Genomic DNA, 16,180 nt, shown 5'->3' with positions numbered 1-16,180 from the left:
TATTTTCGGCCAGATGAAGAGCGGATCAGAGTGGCAGCGGGCGCCCCTCGGCGATTGCTTCCATTGCGAAGTAAGAGGTCACGCTGTCCAGTTCGACCTTTTCAATCAGGCGCTGGTAGACCTTGTCGTATGACGTCATATCCTGTGTGACTACTTTCAGCTGATAATCGTAGTCACCACCGATCCTGTGAAAATCCACTACCTCGGGGATGGTCAGAACGTGGCGGCGAAAGGCCTGCAGCCACTCGGCCGAGTGATGGCGCGTGCGCAGCATGACGAAAACCACAAGGCTTAATCCAAGTTTCTCACGCGCGATTCTCGCGGTTGACCCAATCAGTACGCCGTTTTCGTTCAGTGACTTGAGCCGCCGCCAGCAGGCGTTCTGTGACAGGCCGACTCGGTCGGCCAGCTCGCGTTGGGACAGGGTGGCGTCCTGCTGAAGCTCTTTCAGGATGCGTGTGTCGATTCGATCTAAATTTTCATTCATATGAAGTCATTTGACACAAAATAGGGAGAAATTCAGCAAAATATTGTGAAGTATCTGCGCAGCACCTCAATCATATTGGGTGGTGCAATACGGAGCCCAAACCATGACCCTGTCCAAGTTTCGCGCAGACATCCAAACCACCACTCGCATTGCTAGCCTGCGTGATGGGCTGATCGGAGACAACGTTCTGATCCCGGGTTTGCACGGGGACGTGCCGCTGGTCTATGCGGATTACGTCGCTTCGGGGCGTGCGCTGCGTCAGGTTGAAAGGTTTGTTGCCGAACAGGTGCTGCCTTTCTATGCGAACAGCCACACCGAGGCCTCCTATTGCGGATCATACATGACGCGCTTACGCCGCGAGGCGCGTTCAGAAATAGCCCGCATCGTTGGTGCGACACGGGGAGAGGATGCGGTGATTTTCACCGGGTCCGGTGCCACTGCGGGCCTGAACCGGCTGGTCAGCTTGTTGGGTGTAAATACAGCTGACCGGCCGGTTGTCTTGATCGGGCCGTATGAACATCACTCGAACATCCTGCCGTGGCGTGAAAGCAAGGCGCGCGTAATCGAGGTGCCCGAGGCGGCTGACGGGGGCGTTGATCTGGCTGTACTGGAACAAATTCTGGTCGAGAACGCCGCATCGGATCTGGTTATCGGATCCTTTTCGGCGGCTTCAAACGTGACGGGAATCATCACCGATCCGGACCCGATAACGCGGTTGCTCAAGGCGCATGGGGCAGTTTCGGTGTGGGATTACGCAGGTGGCGGCCCCTACCTGCCGATGGACATGGGCCCCGAGGATGCGCGCAAGGATGCCATCGTTGTTTCACCGCATAAGTTTCCGGGTGGGCCGGGGGCCTCAGGTGTCCTGATCGTCAACCAGAAGGCCGTAAAGCGGGCTTGCCCCAGTTGGCCCGGTGGCGGCACGGTCAGCTTTGTCTCGCCCTGGCGGCATGACTACAGCGAAGATCTGGCTACGCGGGAAGAGGCCGGTACGCCCAATGTGATCGGAGACATTCGTGCAGCGCTTGCTTTCATCGTCAAGGATGTTGTCGGCACCGATGAGATCGCCCGCCGCGAGGCGCAGTACAACCATATGGCGTTGGAAGGTTGGCGCGGAAACCCGAACCTGACCCTGTTGGGCACGGGCAACCCGCATCGCCTGCCGATATTTTCCTTTCTTGTACGCGACAATTCAGGTCAGCCCGTACACCAGCAACTGTTTACCCGAATGCTTAGCGATGTTTATGGCATACAGGCACGGGGCGGGTGTGCCTGTGCCGGGCCGTATGCGCATCGTCTGCTGGGGATTGACCGTGCAGCGTCGGACCAGCTGTATGCATCTCTGTCTGCGGGGGAAGAGATGAAAAAGCCCGGTTGGGTGCGGCTGAACTTTTCGTATCTGATGCATGAGGATACCGTTCAGTTCATCATCGACAGCGTTAACGACCTGTCGCGCCGAACCGAAGAATTTGCACCGTTTTACAGCGCTGACCCGGCGACGGCCCGTTTCCGGGCGGCGTGACGGAATTGCCGCTTTTCTCACTCCGTTGAGACAGGTATGAGAGGCTTCAATAAACGGAGCCTCTTATGAACAAGATCACACCTCAACCCGGCATTATGGACATCGCGCTGTATCAGGGCGGCCAGTCGCATCTGGCCGGGGTTGAGCATGTGATCAAACTCAGCTCGAACGAAAACCCTTTCGGTCCCAGCCCCAAAGCGATTGAGGCCGTGCGAAACAGTGCGGCAACGCTGCACCGCTATCCAAGTACGGACCACGCCAGTCTTCGGGCAGCGATTGGAAAGCGTCACGGGTTGGACCCCGCGCGGATCGTCTGCGGCGTTGGCAGCGATGAGGTACTGCAGTTCGTCGCTCAGGCGTATGCCGGGCCGGGGGATGAGGTCATTTATACTGAGCATGGTTTCTCGATGTATCCGATCATCGCCCGCATGGCCGGGGCGACGCCTGTCATGGTGCCAGAGCGTGAGCGCCGCGTGGACGTGGACAATATTCTTGCCGCCCTCACCGACGAAACGCGGATCGTGTTCGTGACCAATCCGGGCAATCCGACCTCGACCATGATTGCCGAGGCTGAACTGGTAAGACTGGCCGAGGCTTTGCCGCAGACCTGCCTGATGGTGATTGACGGGGCCTATGCCGAATTTGTCGATGGATTTGACGGCGGCGCATCGCTGGTGGATCGGTTCGAGAATGTGATCATGACCCGGACGTTTTCAAAGGTCTACGGGCTGGGCGGAATGCGCGTTGGCTGGGGCTATGCCGCGAAGGCAATCATCGATGTGCTGAACCGGGTGCGCCAGCCTTTCAACCTGTCTTTGACGGCGTTGGCTGCGGCCGAAGCGGCGTTGGCTGATCAGGATTTTCTGTCCTTTTGTCAGGCCGAGAATGCGCGCCTGCGCGTGTGGTTGTCAGATGAACTGGCCAAGATTGGCGTTGCCTCGGATGCCTCATGCACCAACTTTATCCTCGCGCGTTTTGCCGATCAGGCCGAGGCCGAGGCCTGTGACGACTTTCTCAAGACCCAAGGTCTGATTGTGCGGCGCGTCGCAGGGTATAACCTGCCGAACGCACTGCGCATCACCGTGGGTGACGAAGAGGCCTGCCGTCGTGTCGTCGCGGCCATTACCGCGTTCAAAAGGGGTGCCGCATGAGTCAGGTATATGACCGCGTCGCTCTGATCGGACTGGGTCTGATTGCGTCATCCATGTTTTGGGCTATCAAACGCGCGGGCCTTGCCAATGAGGTCACCGGCTATGCACGGTCCAAGGCGACCCGTGAGACTGCACGGCGGATCGGCCTGTGCGATCGGGTCTGTGAGACAGCGCAAGAGGCGGCCGAGGGCGCCGATCTGGTGGTTCTGTGTATTCCCGTCGGGGTGATGGGCGCAGTGGCCGAGGAAATTGCACCGGCCTTGAAGCCGGGGGCGACCGTCACTGATGTGGGGTCTGTCAAAGGGCATGTGATTCAGGCGGTCTCACCCCATGTTCCTGATGGCGTGCATTTCGTTCCGGCCCATCCATTGGCCGGGACCGAGCATTCCGGCCCCGAATCTGGGTTTGCCGAGCTTTTCGACAACCGCTGGTGCTTGTTGGTGCCGGTTGCAGATTCGGATCCCGACGCCATTGCTCGTCTGCGTGCGCTGTGGGAGGGCATGGGGTCTTATGTAGATGAAATGGACGCAGAGCATCATGATCTGGTTCTGGCTGTCACTTCGCACGCGCCGCACCTGATCGCCTATACGATGGTGGGTGTGGCAGACGACCTGCGCCGGGTGACGGACAGCGAGGTTATCAAATACTCGGCTGCCGGTTTCCGGGATTTCACGCGGATTGCCGCCTCGGACCCGACCATGTGGCGGGATGTGTTCCTGTCGAACAAGGATGCGACGCTGGAAATTCTAGGCCGCTTCACCGAAGAGCTTTTTGCGCTGCAACGTGCTATCCGTACCGGTGATGGCGAGCATCTGTTCGACTACTTCACCCGTACGCGCGCGATCCGCCGTGGGATCATCGACGCGGGGCAGGATACGGATGCGCCGGATTTCGGAAGGGGAAAGGCGAAGCCATGAGACACCTCTGGAGGATGTTGGTGATCGGATGCGTGGCCGTTAGTGCGACAGTGTCCAACGCCTCCCCTCCGGAACAGTCGCTGGTTCCCGTCGCGCGGACATCCTTTGCTTTCGCGTCCTCCGTACCAAACGTCAAGGTTCGCCCGGCTCTGCGCCCAGTGTCTCCGCAAGCCCTGGCAGTCGCTGCTCGTCCTGCAAATTTACCCTTGCTGGGGCCGGATACCTCGCTGATGCCCTATCTGCGGCCAAAGGCGTTAGAGCAAGAGGCGCTGTTCAAAAAGCGCAAGCTGCGCAAAAGCTCGGTTTGTGGGGATATCGCCATTCAGGGTAAACCGGTCGGTCGTGTACCCGGAAAGATCAAGGCGTGTGGGATCAAAGAAGCGGTTCAGATCACCTCGGTTTCTGGTGTGACTCTTAGCCGTCCGTCGACAATGGATTGTGGTACGGCGATTGCTCTGAACGAGTGGGTCGACAAGTCCGTTATACCAACCTTCAAACGGCGCGGGCCGGTGGTTGAGTTGCAGGTCGCCGCCCACTATGCCTGCCGCACCCGGAACAATCAAAAAGGTGCAAGGATTTCAGAACACGGCAAAGGCCGGGCGATTGATATCTCGGGTTTTAAAATGGCGGATGGTGAGGTTGTGACGGTGTTGAACGGCTGGCGCAAGAATCCGTCAAAACGTCAGCTTACCAAGGTTTGGCGTGGCGCGTGTGGTCCGTTTGGCACTGTGCTGGGGCCAAATGCAGACCGGTATCACCAGGACCATTTCCACCTGGATACGGCGCGCCATCGCCGTGGCCCATACTGCCGCTAGCGCAAGATCAGACGAGGGGCAGGACCAAGCGGCAGGGGGCCCAAGGCCACAAAACCATCCCTAAGATTCAGCTGCATATCCAGCGTATTCGGATTGCCGCCCAGACCCGCCATGAAATTCAGCGCGCGCGTCACCGTGTCAACCGCCTGATCCGGCAAAGCACCGGCGGCGTTGGCCATGGCGATCATGTCGCGCCAATTCTCGGCCCGGATTGCAATTTCACCGGTTGGAATTCCTTGCGCATCAACATCCAACTCGCCAGCTGCGAACAGGCGTAAGGCACCCCATTTCATCTCGGCCAACCGCAGGTCGATTTTTACCGGCTGCGGTCTGCTTTCTTCCAGGGCAGAGCGGTCCCACGTTTTGTCGAACGTGGCGGTCAGGTCCAGTTCGAGCGTCTCAAAAGCCTGCGGCAACGTCGTGGCCGAGCGCATCAACTCGCGCAAGTCATCCCCGGGCGTGAAGCCGTCGACTTGGGCGCGGATTACGTATGCCTCGGGTATTGCGCTCTGCTCCATCACCAGGGCCAATGTATTGCCGCCGGCCAGCGCCTCGGTGTCGTCGGTTATTGACCACGGGCCCGCAGTCAGCGCCATCTTCTCAAGAACCAAGGCCACACCGGGCTGAAGTTGCAATTCGGCTTGCAGCTCACTGGCTTGGATGGTTGCGGTCTGGTCGAAATAGGACAGGCGCTGAGGCGTATCGGCAAACCGAAGAGCCTGTCGTCCGGGCCAGATCGCGGGGCTTTGGAATTCGATCCAGTCTGCGCTCCATGCGGTGCCGGTGCCCGGATCGGCCAGCGCGGGGTTATTCAGACGCGTCATGTGGTGAAACGGGTACCCGTCGGTTTTAACGTCCGAGAATTCGGCTTGCCAGCCGCGCGCCTGCTGCGCATCGAACCACGCGGTGATTGCGTTGCGCAGACCGAAACCGGCGACGAACCAATAGGCGCTCCAGATCACAACTATGAAAATGACTGCTCGTATCAGACCGCGCATGGCAGTTCGCCCTTTTTCCCACCTCGGATTTGATGTTTATAGGTGCAAACGGGCAAGGGCCAGAGCTATGACGATGTGGGTTTTCGGATATGGATCGCTGCTGTGGAATCCGGGATTCCCGGTTTCGCGCAGCGAACGCGCCACATTGCATGGCTATGCCCGGTCTTTCTGCATGAGCTCGATCCATCATCGTGGAACCGAAGAACAGCCCGGACTGGTTTTGGCGTTGGATGAACAGGCCGAAGCCAACTGCAAAGGTTTGGCCCTGGCGGTTGAAGCAGGCCATGAGGATCGCACCCTTCAGGAACTGCGTGAACGTGAGCTGATTTCATCGGCTTATGTCGAGGCGATGCTGGATGTACATCTCGACTCGGGTGAGACGGTCAATGCCGTGACCTACGTGATCGATGCCGACCACGTGCAGTATTGCGGTGGTATGCCACTGGAAGATCAAGCCCGGATTATCGCCCATGCCGTCGGTGGGCGTGGACCGAACACCGAATATCTTTACAACACTGCTGAACATCTGGCCGAGATCGGCCTGCGCGATCCTGATCTTGAGTGGTTAGCGCAACGGGTGCGGACCATCACCGCATAAACCCTTGGCGTCACCGACGCAATTTCGCTAGATTCACGCAAGAGCAGGCAAAAACCGGGAACCACGCGCATGGCGCAGGCACATCAGGGCGCGAGACCACATTTCTCGCAACCCATTCGTCAGATCGTTACGATGCTGGTCGCGATCGCGTTGGCAGGGTTCGGGGTCTTCATGGCGCTGCCCTATGTGCTGCCGGTTTTCTATGCCAACCCTTATCTGAACGGCTTTATCATTCTGGTCTTCGTGATCGGCGTATTCGCCTGTTTCTATCAGGTGGCACAGCTCATCGGGTCGGTGCGCTGGATCGAAGCTTTTGTGGGCGGTGTGGTCCGTGAAGATGCCCGTACACCGCAATTGTTGGCGCCGCTGGCGTCGCTGCTGCGCGAACGGGGCGCGCGGTCTCAGATCAGTTCAACTTCGACGCGGTCCATCTTGGATTCCGTGGCCGAACGTGTCGAAGAAGAACGAGAGATCACCCGCTATATCACCAATGTCCTGATTTATCTTGGTCTTTTGGGCACGTTCTTCGGGCTGGCCACAACGGTTCCGGCCATTGTTGACACCATCCGCAGCCTTAACCCGCAAGAGGGCGAAGAAGGGCTGGCTGTTTTCAACCGACTGATGGTTGGGCTTGAGTCGCAATTGCAGGGAATGGGCGTGGCCTTTGGCTCGTCGCTTCTGGGTCTTGCCGGATCGTTGATCGTGGGCTTGTTGGAGCTTTTTGCAGGGCACGGCCAAAACCGCTTCTACCGCGAGCTTGAGGAATGGCTTTCCTCGATCACGCGGGTAGGGTTCGGGGCCAGCGACGAAGGCGGTGCTGAACTTGCCGTTCTGACCCCGGTTCTGGATGCGATGTCAGAACAAATGAACGCCTTGCAGGACTTGTTTTCAGCGCAAGAAGCAGACCGCGCCGCGGTGTCGTCCAAGCTGGGACAGTTGACGGATGCGATTGGCGAGATGAACCAGCGGCAGGAAAACAACGAGGGTGTGACAGCCGCCCTTGAGCGGGTGGCCCTTGGACAGGATGCCTTGTTGGATCACATGCGTGAGCAGGGCACCGGTGACGGAATCGATGCCGAAAGCCGCATGCGCCTGCGATCGATGGATGTACAATTGCTGCGTATCCTCGAAGAAATCTCGGCTGGCCGTCAGGAAAGCATGAGCGAAATTCGCAAGGATATCGAACTGTTGGTCAAAGCTTTGACATTGCCCCGCGGCGCTGTTCGGACCGCGCCGGAAAGAGAGTAAGGCATGGCCCTTTCGCGTCGTACAGGTCAGCGGTTCCAGGGTTCGGTCTGGCCCGGCTTTGTGGATGCGATCACCGGGCTTCTGATGGTGCTGACCTTTGTGCTAACTATCTTCATGGTGGTTCAGTTCGTGCTGCGTGAAACGATCTCGGGGCAAGAGGATGAGTTGACCGCCCTGTCGGATGAGGTCGCCGCACTGGCCGGTGCGTTGGGTTTGGAAGAACGCGAAAACAGCCGGTTGCAGGCGCGCTTGGGTGTGCTGAACTCAACGCTGAACCAGGTTGAGACAGAGCTGGTGCAAGCACAGATCCAACTGACCGATTTTGAGGATCAGGTTGCGGCCATGCTGCTTGAACAAGAGCGCGCGCAGGGCGAAATCGCCGACTTGCAGAGCGAACAGGACGCTTTGAACCTTGCCTTGGCGCAAAGCCGGGCTGAGATCGATGAGCAAACTGAGGCCGCGCGACTGGCCGCAGCCCAGCGAGAAGCGTTAGAGGCTCTGGTCGCTGACCTGGAGCAAAACGAGGCCGCGCAGTCGACCCGTATATCTGAGCTTGAGGAAGAATTGAGCGCAGAAGAGGCCGCTAAACTGGCCGAAGTCGCCGCTGCCGAAAACTTGCGCAACCGGTTACAGAATGCTGATGCGGAACTGACAGCCATGACGCTTGCCCTGGAAGCACAGCGCAAAGAAGCCGAGGAAACGTTGACCCTGCTGGCAGCGGCGCAAGCTGCGAAGGCAGAATTGGAACGGCAATTTGGCGACCTGAACGCGCAGGACCTGCGGGCCCAGCTTGAGGCGGCATTGGCTGCGCAAACAGAGGCGCAGGCCGAAGCGCAGGAACAACGCACGCTAGCCGAAGAACGCGCGGCTCTGCTGTCCGTCGCCCGCGAAACGTTGTCAGTAGAGCAGGCGATTTCTGAAAAAGCGCAGCGAGAAACTGCTTTGCTCAACCAGCAAATGGCGGCATTGCGCGAACAATTGGGCGGGCTTCAGGCCTTGTTGGACGATTACGCGGATCGAAACGCTGCAGCGGATATCCGCATCCAGACGTTGGGGCAAGACCTGAATGCCGCCTTGGCCCGTGCGGCCTCGGAAGAGCGCCGCCGCCGGATATTGGAAGAGGCTGAGCGCGCCCGTCTCGAAGCCGAAGCCGAAGACCTGGTGGCGCAGGCCGAGGATTTGCAAAGGTATCGATCAGAGTTTTTTGGCCGTCTGCGCGATGTTCTGGGCGATGAAGAGGGCGTGCGGATTGAAGGCGACCGTTTCGTGTTCTCGTCCGAGGTTCTGTTCGACACTGGGTCCGCTGTATTGTCACCGGTCGGGCAGCAAGAGGTCGCCAAGGTGGCCAATATCCTGCGCAGCGTAGCTGCGGAAATTCCTGAGGGGTTGAATTGGGTGATCCGGGTTGATGGTCACACGGACAACGTACCCTTAGCCGGGACTGGGCGATATCGCGACAACTGGGAGCTTAGCCAAGGTCGAGCGCTGTCCGTCGTTCGATATATGGTCGAGGCGCTGGGTATTCCGCCAAACCGTCTAGCCGCCAATGGGTTCGGAGAGTTTCAGCCCGTCAACCCCGCAGACACACCCGAAGCCCGTGCCCAGAACCGTCGGATCGAATTGAAGCTGACCGAGCGCTAAACGCCGCCTATGCATGACATAGATGCGGTCCGTTGCGATGAGAGTCTATTTACGCGCTGACTGGGTCCGCAGAACCCAAACTGTCACACTTCGGCGCGTGAGCTGTCTCTTGCCGTTCAAGCCGTGGCAGATTGGGCATAGGTTGAAATTGCGAGAACAACGCCCCACCCAGAGCCAGCTTTGGTGTTTGAACTACCAACAAAAACCAAGAGCCGAACTACACCAAGTTGGGTCGAGCGCCTAATGAAAGAAGAATGGCCAAGAGACTGTGGCACAAAAAAGCCCGGTCGGATGATCAACCGGGCTTTCTAGTCTCATTTTTCGCAGTAGGTCAGTCCGCTGTCAAAAGCGGTGGCTTGTCACCTGGAATACGCGGCTGATCCGGGCCAAAAATCTCAAGGTTCAGTTCGCCTTTCTTGACCGAGACACGAACAACTCCGCCCTTGGCCAGTTTGCCGAACAGAAGCTCTTCGGCCAGAGGCTTCTTGATATGCTCTTGGATCACGCGACCCAATGGACGTGCGCCCATCTTGTCGTCATACCCTTTGTCCGCCAGCCATTCGGCCGCCTTGGGTGTCAGATCAATTGTAACGTTACGGTCCAGCAACTGTGCCTCAAGCTGTAGCACGAACTTCTCGACCACTTGCAGAATAACGCTCTTCGGCAGTGGCGCGAACGAGATAACCGCGTCCAGACGGTTGCGGAACTCCGGCGTAAAGGTGCGCTCGATGGCGGCCGTGTCTTCCCCTTCGCGGCGGTCACGGGCAAAGCCGATCGCTGCCTTGGCCTGTTCCTGCGCACCCGCGTTCGAGGTCATGATCAATACCACGTTGCGGAAATTCACCGTACGGCCGTTGTGATCGGTCAGCTCTCCGTGGTCCATAACTTGCAACAGGATGTTGAAGACGTCCGGATGGGCTTTTTCGATCTCGTCCAGCAGCAGCACGCAGTGCGGATGCTGGTCCACGCCGTCGGTCAAAAGACCACCCTGATCAAACCCGACATAGCCCGGAGGTGCACCGATCAGACGGCTGACGGCATGTTTCTCCATGTATTCGGACATGTCGAAGCGCAGCAGTTCAACGCCCAGATTATCCGCGAGTTGTTTTGCCACTTCGGTCTTACCGACACCGGTTGGACCTGCGAACAGGTAGTTACCGATGGGCTTCTCAGGTTCACGCAGACCCGCACGCGCCAGCTTGATAGCACTGGCCAGCGCCTCGATCGCTTCATCCTGACCAAACACCACCCGTTTCAGCGAAGCTTCGAGGTCTTTCAGAACCTCGGCATCGTCCTTGGTGACGTTTTTGGGTGGAATGCGCGCGATTTTGGCGACCACGGCCTCAATCTCTTTCACTCCGATGGTCTTGCGACGCTTGCTTTCAGCAACCAGATGCTGTGCGGCACCGGCCTCATCAATTACGTCAATGGCCTTGTCGGGCAGCTTGCGATCGTTGATGTAGCGCGCCGACAATTCCACCGCGGTTTTGATCGCGTCCGCAGTGTACTTGATCTCGTGATGCTGTTCGAAATAGGGCTTCAGACCGCGAAGAATCTTCACGCTGTCTTCGACCGAAGGTTCGTTCACATCGATTTTCTGGAACCGGCGGCTAAGCGCGCGGTCCTTTTCAAAATGCTGGCGGAATTCCTTGTACGTGGTCGATCCCATGGTCCGCAGCTTGCCACCCTGCAGGGCTGGTTTCAGCAGGTTTGACGCGTCCATTGCGCCGCCAGAGGTGGCACCGGCACCGATCACAGTGTGAATCTCGTCAATGAACAAGACTGCGTCCGGGTGATCTTCCAACTCGGTCACAACGGCCTTCAACCGTTCCTCGAAGTCACCGCGATAACGGGTTCCGGCCAGCAGGGCGCCCATGTCCAGCGAATAGATCGTGGTGTTTGCCAGCACGTCGGGAGCCTCACCCGCGACAATCTTGTGCGCCAAGCCTTCGGCGATAGCGGTTTTGCCCACGCCCGGATCACCCACCAACAGCGGATTGTTCTTGCGGCGGCGGCACAGCACCTGAATACAGCGCTCAACCTCATCTGCCCGGCCGATCAGGGGATCAACGTCACCAGCGCGCGATTTCGCGTTCAGATCAATACAGTATTTCCCCAGTGCACTTTCTTTCTGATCGCCTTCGGCGGTGCTGGACTGCGCTTCTTCTTCAACCTGATCCGCGCCCGAGACTGAGCGGTTTTCGCCATAAGCAGGGTCTTTGGCCACGCCATGCGCGATGAAGTTCACAGCGTCATAGCGGGTCATATCCTGTTCTTGCAGGAAGTAGGCGGCATTGCTTTCGCGTTCGGCAAAAATGGCAACAAGAACGTTGGCCCCGGTGACTTCGGTTCGGCCCGAACTTTGCACGTGGATTGCGGCGCGTTGGATCACGCGCTGGAACGCGGCCGTCGGAACAGCCTCAGATCCGTCGATATCAGTGACGAGGTTTGACAGGTCCTCGTCAATGAATTCGACCAGAGTGTTGCGCAACTCATCCAGGTCAACGCTGCATGCCTTCATGACGCGGATCGCGTCAGGCTCTTCCAGTAGCGCCAGCAGCAAATGCTCCAGCGTGGCGAATTCATGTCGCCTTTCGTTCGCTGCCGCCAGGGCCGCGTGAATGGCTTGTTCTAATGTGCTCGAGAATGAAGGCACGTGGGTGCTCCTCTTCTTGTCTTGGGTCGCATGGGGGCGGGCTTCGGCCCCGATCCGACCATGTCCTCATACCATTAGAGTTTGGTTGATCGTGGCCCGGCTTCAAGGGTTTTCTTTCACTTGACAGTCACATTTAATGTGACCGTTGCCGCGAAGAGCGTGAAATAGGCACTAGAAGCGATCTTTTCTAGCCCTGATATCCGCAAAAACCTTAGCCGGATCTGCGTTTTTCATGCCCAAATGCGCCTGAATCGCCGGATCTGCGGCGCGTAAAAAGGGATTTGTGGCTTTTTCCAGCGCCAGCGAGGACGGAACCGTCGGCTGCCCGGCAGTACGGGCATGGTTGATTTCGGCCATGCGCTGTTGCAACGCAGCGTTGTCCGGATCAACTGTAATCGCAAACTTGGCATTCGATTGTGTATATTCGTGACCAGAATACACGATTGTTTCGTCGGGCAAGGCCGCCAGTTTGGACAGAGACGTCCACATTTGCGGTGCGGTCCCTTCGAACAGGCGTCCACAGCCGAGGGCCATCAGGCTGTCGGCGGTAAAAACGGCCGCGCTTTTCGGCAGGTAATATGCCACGTGGCCAACCGTGTGGCCTGATACGTCGAGCACCTGCACGGGTTCGCCGCCAAGGTCGAAACTGTCGCCCTCGGTCACTTGCTGATCCAACGGGGGCAGGCGGTGGGCATCAGCCGCGGCACCAATGACCTTGGCCGGATGTTTTTCCAGGATACCGGCCAGTCCGTCCACGTGGTCCCAGTGATGATGCGTCAGTAAAACGTGGCTCAGCTTCCAGCCACGCGCATCCAACTCGGCCAGAATCGGGCCCGCCTCGGGCGCGTCGATGAGAGCGGTTTGACCGCTTGCGGCGTCATGCGCCAGAAAAGCATAGTTATCGCTGAGACATGGGATGGTTACGATCTCAAGAGGCATGGCCTTTTGCCCTTTCGTTGCTAGACTGCGGGCAGCTAAGCCGATTGACCGGGTGTCTGCAATGCATCTTGATGTGCAGGATTTGAGGAATTTTTATTATCGCAGCACGTTGGGTCGCGCGGCGCAGGCGGCTATTCGCGGGCGGTTGATTGAGTTGTGGCCCGAGGCCAAAGGGCAGACGGTGGTCGGATTCGGGTTCGCCGTACCCTTGCTGCGACCTTATCTCGCGGATGCGAGGCGGGTGATTGGGCTGATGCCCGGTCCGCAAGGGGTCATGCCTTGGCCTGCTGGAATGCCAAACGTGTCCGTTCTGACCGAAGAAACCCTCTGGCCCGTTGAAACCGGTCATGTCGACAAGCTGGTGGTGATGCATGGTTTGGAAACGTCGAGCCGACCAAGCGACTTGCTGAATGAATGCTGGCGCGTTCTTGGGCCGGGCGGACGGGCGCTGTTTATTGTGCCGAATCGGGCCGGGCTATGGTCGCGTACAGACCGGACGCCGTTTGGCTTTGGGCGTCCGTATTCAGCATCGCAATTGGAAAGCCAATTGAAGGCCCATTATTTTCTTCCTGAAAGCCACTGCTCTGCCCTTTATATGCCACCGTCGTTTCGGCGCTTCTGGCTTAAATCAGGAAGCCTGATCGAGAAAACCGGACAGCGTGTGCCCACAATTATGGCGGGCGGTGTCCTGATGATTGAAGCCAGCAAGCATATCCAACCGCCAAGTGGCAGCGTCACGAAAGATGCAGCGCGGCGACCCCTGAAAGCGTTGGATGGTTTGTTGAAACCCGCATGATCGATCTTCGTGATCACGGCGGAAAAAATGCGGGAAATAAGTCACAGGAATCGCTAAAACCTGAATATTCGTAACATTTTTCAACTGCGTCAACGGGTCCAAACCGTCGCACTTTGCGTAAGTGTATGAAAATTAATAATTTGTGGATATTTCTGTTACCGCTATAGCGTATTGCTTGGTTGGATAGGCTCTGCTACATCCCCGGTGATTTTGATCCCCGCCCTAAATGGACGGGGTGTCTTCACGCCCCCGGGGTAGCTGCCGCAACGCGAATTCGGGGCCTAAAGTATCGGAAGGGTGGACGTGTCCGAACCAGCTTCGATTTCCACAGGCATTGCCGAGCGCTATGCCACCGCAATCTTTGAGATTGCAAAAGAGAATAATGACCTTGCAGGCTTGGAAACCGGCATAAGTGATCTGGCAACGGCCTTGAGCGAAAGCGCCGACTTGCGCGACCTGATCGCCTCGCCTTTGGTTTCACGCGCTGAACAGGAAGGCGCGATCACTGCCATTGCCGACAAAATGGGTCTGCATGCAATTCTGCGCAACACGCTGGGCCTGATGGCGCAGAAGCGCCGTCTGTTTGTTGTGCCGCAACTGGTGCAGGTTCTGCGTGACATGCTGGCCGAAGAGCGTGGCGAAGTGACCGCCGATGTCGCGTCGGCCAAAGCGCTGACCAAAACTCAGATGGAAAAACTGTCCAAAACGCTGTCCGAGCGTGTGGGCAAGACCGTGACAATCAATGCGACCGTTGATGAAAGCCTCATCGGCGGTCTTGTCGTTAAAGTGGGCTCGAAGATGATCGATAGCTCGATCCGCTCGAAGCTGAACTCCCTACAGAATGCAATGAAAGAGGTCGGATAAATGGGAATCCAAGCTGCAGAGATTTCTGCAATCCTGAAGGACCAGATCAAAAATTTTGGTCAGGAAGCCGAAGTAGCCGAAATCGGTCGCGTGCTGAGCGTCGGTGACGGGATTGCCCGTGTATACGGTCTGGACAATGTACAAGCCGGTGAGATGGTCGAATTCCCCGGCGGCATCATGGGCATGGCGCTGAACCTGGAAAGCGACAACGTTGGTGTCGTTATCTTTGGTTCCGACCGTGACATCAAAGAAGGTGACACCGTTAAGCGCACCAACTCGATCGTGGACGTTCCGATCGGTGACGAACTGCTGGGCCGCGTTGTTGACGGTCTGGGCAACCCGCTGGACGGCAAAGGCCCGATCAACGCTTCCAAGCGTGGCGTTGCAGACGTTAAGGCCCCCGGCATCATCCCGCGTAAATCGGTGCATGAGCCGATGGCAACCGGCCTGAAATCGGTTGACGCGATGATCCCGATCGGCCGCGGCCAGCGGGAACTGATCATTGGTGACCGTCAGACCGGTAAGACCGCCGTGGCTCTGGACACCATCCTGAACCAAAAAGTTTACAACGACGCAGCAGGCGACGACGAGTCCAAGAAGCTGTACTGCGTTTACGTTGCGGTTGGTCAAAAGCGTTCGACCGTTGCGCAGCTGGTGAAGAAACTGGAAGAGTCCGGTGCGATTGAATACTCGATCGTTGTTGCCGCGACCGCGTCCGACCCGGCGCCGATGCAGTTCCTGGCGCCTTATGCCGCGACTGCAATGGCGGAATACTTCCGTGACAATGGCCGCCACGCGCTGATCATCTATGATGACCTGTCAAAACAGGCTGTGTCCTATCGTCAGATGTCGCTGCTGCTGCGCCGTCCGCCCGGACGTGAAGCGTATCCGGGTGACGTTTTCTACCTCCACTCCCGTCTGCTGGAGCGTTCGGCGAAGCTGAACGAAGACTTCGGCGCAGGCTCGCTGACCGCTCTGCCGGTTATCGAAACGCAGGGTGGTGACGTTTCGGCGTTTATTCCGACCAACGTGATCTCGATCACCGACGGCCAGATCTTCCTGGAAACCGAACTGTTCTATCAAGGCATCCGTCCTGCTGTGAACACCGGTCTGTCGGTTTCGCGTGTGGGCTCTTCGGCCCAGACCGATGCGATGAAATCGGTTGCCGGTCCGGTTAAGCTGGAACTGGCGCAGTACCGCGAAATGGCCGCGTTTGCGCAGTTTGGCTCGGACCTAGATGCCGCAACCCAGCAGCTGCTGAACCGTGGTGCGCGTCTGACTGAGCTGATGAAGCAGCCGCAATACTCGCCGCTGACCAACGCGGAAATCGTCTGCGTCATTTTCGCGGGAACCAACGGGTACCTCGACAAGATCAGCGTCTCGGATGTCGGTCGTTACGAAGCTGGCCTGCTGTCGCACCTGCGCGGAAAGCACGCCGACCTGCTTAAGTGGATCACGGATGAAGATCCCAAGATCAAGGATGACGCTTCTGACAAGATCAAGGCTGCGCTGGACGAATACGCCGCAACCTTCGCTTAAGGGAGAGGC

At 58.0% G+C, this 16,180-nt stretch carries 14 protein-coding genes; 10 read left to right on the top strand and 4 right to left on the bottom strand.

The genetic code is table 11. The annotated features are described in order from the left end of the window. Positions 1-25: 25 nt before the first annotated feature. Complete coding sequence (locus LCM21_RS12325) at positions 26-487, bottom strand: Lrp/AsnC family transcriptional regulator (protein ID WP_224890868.1); 462 nt, start codon at positions 485-487, stop codon at positions 26-28. Positions 488-590: 103 nt separating this feature from the next. Here LCM21_RS12325 and LCM21_RS12320 point away from each other — a divergent pair, with 103 nt between their 5' ends. The 4 genes from LCM21_RS12320 (at position 591) to LCM21_RS12305 (ending at position 4,892) form a co-directional block, all read left to right on the top strand. Then, on the top strand, positions 591-2,009 hold the full coding sequence (locus tag LCM21_RS12320) for an aminotransferase class V-fold PLP-dependent enzyme (protein WP_224890867.1): 1,419 nt from the start codon (positions 591-593) through the stop codon (positions 2,007-2,009). A gap of 65 nt (positions 2,010-2,074) precedes the next feature. Then, positions 2,075-3,160: a histidinol-phosphate transaminase gene (gene hisC, locus LCM21_RS12315; RefSeq protein ID WP_224890866.1), complete on the top strand. Its 1,086-nt coding sequence runs from the start codon at positions 2,075-2,077 to the stop codon at positions 3,158-3,160. Further along, a complete protein-coding gene (locus LCM21_RS12310) occupies positions 3,157-4,077 on the top strand; it encodes a prephenate/arogenate dehydrogenase family protein (RefSeq protein WP_224890865.1) in 921 nt (306 codons plus the stop codon). Before hisC ends, LCM21_RS12310 begins: the two co-directional genes overlap by 4 nt. Further along, complete coding sequence (locus tag LCM21_RS12305) at positions 4,074-4,892, top strand: extensin-like domain-containing protein (protein WP_224890864.1); 819 nt, start codon at positions 4,074-4,076, stop codon at positions 4,890-4,892. The genes LCM21_RS12310 and LCM21_RS12305 overlap by 4 nt, the downstream gene beginning before the upstream one ends. Here the strand turns inward: LCM21_RS12305 and LCM21_RS12300 are convergent. After that, positions 4,889-5,890 carry a DUF2125 domain-containing protein gene (locus tag LCM21_RS12300; protein WP_224890863.1) on the bottom strand — a complete coding sequence of 334 codons (1,002 nt, stop codon included), beginning with the start codon at positions 5,888-5,890 and terminating at the stop codon, positions 4,889-4,891. The genes LCM21_RS12305 and LCM21_RS12300 overlap by 4 nt on opposite strands. Before the next feature lie 67 nt (positions 5,891-5,957). Between LCM21_RS12300 and LCM21_RS12295 the strand changes: the two genes are divergently transcribed. The 3 genes from LCM21_RS12295 to LCM21_RS12285 all read left to right on the top strand — a co-directional run bounded on the left by LCM21_RS12295 (position 5,958) and on the right by LCM21_RS12285 (position 9,377). Next, on the top strand, positions 5,958-6,488 hold the full coding sequence (locus LCM21_RS12295; protein WP_224890862.1) for a gamma-glutamylcyclotransferase: 531 nt from the start codon (positions 5,958-5,960) through the stop codon (positions 6,486-6,488). 69 nt (positions 6,489-6,557) lie between these two features. Then, a complete protein-coding gene (locus tag LCM21_RS12290) occupies positions 6,558-7,736 on the top strand; it encodes a biopolymer transporter ExbB (protein ID WP_068336283.1) in 1,179 nt (392 codons plus the stop codon). A gap of 3 nt (positions 7,737-7,739) precedes the next feature. After that, positions 7,740-9,377 carry a peptidoglycan -binding protein gene (locus LCM21_RS12285; protein ID WP_224890861.1) on the top strand — a complete coding sequence of 546 codons (1,638 nt, stop codon included), beginning with the start codon at positions 7,740-7,742 and terminating at the stop codon, positions 9,375-9,377. A 331-nt stretch (positions 9,378-9,708) separates the two neighbouring features. Here the strand turns inward: LCM21_RS12285 and clpA are convergent, their stop codons facing one another. Next, positions 9,709-12,033 (bottom strand): ATP-dependent Clp protease ATP-binding subunit ClpA, encoded by a 2,325-nt coding sequence (gene clpA, locus LCM21_RS12280; RefSeq protein ID WP_224890860.1) that lies wholly within the window; start codon positions 12,031-12,033, stop codon positions 9,709-9,711. 171 nt (positions 12,034-12,204) lie between these two features. After that, positions 12,205-12,972 (bottom strand): hydroxyacylglutathione hydrolase, encoded by a 768-nt coding sequence (gene gloB / locus LCM21_RS12275; protein ID WP_224890859.1) that lies wholly within the window; start codon positions 12,970-12,972, stop codon positions 12,205-12,207. A gap of 61 nt (positions 12,973-13,033) precedes the next feature. Between gloB and LCM21_RS12270 the strand changes: the two genes are divergently transcribed. From LCM21_RS12270 to atpA, 3 genes are all read left to right on the top strand, one after another. Beyond that, entirely contained in the window at positions 13,034-13,768 is a 735-nt protein-coding gene (locus LCM21_RS12270) for a class I SAM-dependent methyltransferase (RefSeq protein ID WP_224890858.1), read from the top strand. A 303-nt stretch (positions 13,769-14,071) separates the two neighbouring features. Next, positions 14,072-14,632: a F0F1 ATP synthase subunit delta gene (locus LCM21_RS12265; protein WP_224890857.1), complete on the top strand. Its 561-nt coding sequence runs from the start codon at positions 14,072-14,074 to the stop codon at positions 14,630-14,632. Further along, positions 14,633-16,171 carry a F0F1 ATP synthase subunit alpha gene (atpA, locus tag LCM21_RS12260; protein WP_224890856.1) on the top strand — a complete coding sequence of 513 codons (1,539 nt, stop codon included), beginning with the start codon at positions 14,633-14,635 and terminating at the stop codon, positions 16,169-16,171. Positions 16,172-16,180: the final 9 nt, after the last annotated feature.

The organism is Ruegeria profundi (genome assembly GCF_020171505.1).
Classification (GTDB): domain Bacteria; phylum Pseudomonadota; class Alphaproteobacteria; order Rhodobacterales; family Rhodobacteraceae; genus Ruegeria; species Ruegeria profundi.
Note: the sequence above shows the minus strand (reverse complement) of the source record. Positions and strands in the feature narration are given on the sequence as shown.

Bases quoted from the DNA above. Each gene is read 5' to 3' on its own strand.
- atpA (WP_224890856.1), top strand. From the start codon at position 14,633: ATGGGAATCCAAGCTGCAGAGATTTCTGCAATCCTGAAGGACCAGATC.
- LCM21_RS12270 (WP_224890858.1), top strand. From the start codon at position 13,034: ATGCATCTTGATGTGCAGGATTTGAGGAATTTTTATTATCGCAGCACG.
- LCM21_RS12305 (WP_224890864.1), top strand. From the start codon at position 4,074: ATGAGACACCTCTGGAGGATGTTGGTGATCGGATGCGTGGCCGTTAGT.
- LCM21_RS12285 (WP_224890861.1), top strand. From the start codon at position 7,740: ATGGCCCTTTCGCGTCGTACAGGTCAGCGGTTCCAGGGTTCGGTCTGG.
- gloB (WP_224890859.1), bottom strand. From the start codon at position 12,972: ATGCCTCTTGAGATCGTAACCATCCCATGTCTCAGCGATAACTATGCT.
- LCM21_RS12310 (WP_224890865.1), top strand. From the start codon at position 3,157: ATGAGTCAGGTATATGACCGCGTCGCTCTGATCGGACTGGGTCTGATT.
- LCM21_RS12325 (WP_224890868.1), bottom strand. From the start codon at position 487: ATGAATGAAAATTTAGATCGAATCGACACACGCATCCTGAAAGAGCTT.
- LCM21_RS12300 (WP_224890863.1), bottom strand. From the start codon at position 5,890: ATGCGCGGTCTGATACGAGCAGTCATTTTCATAGTTGTGATCTGGAGC.
- hisC (WP_224890866.1), top strand. From the start codon at position 2,075: ATGAACAAGATCACACCTCAACCCGGCATTATGGACATCGCGCTGTAT.
- LCM21_RS12295 (WP_224890862.1), top strand. From the start codon at position 5,958: ATGACGATGTGGGTTTTCGGATATGGATCGCTGCTGTGGAATCCGGGA.
- LCM21_RS12320 (WP_224890867.1), top strand. From the start codon at position 591: ATGACCCTGTCCAAGTTTCGCGCAGACATCCAAACCACCACTCGCATT.
- LCM21_RS12290 (WP_068336283.1), top strand. From the start codon at position 6,558: ATGGCGCAGGCACATCAGGGCGCGAGACCACATTTCTCGCAACCCATT.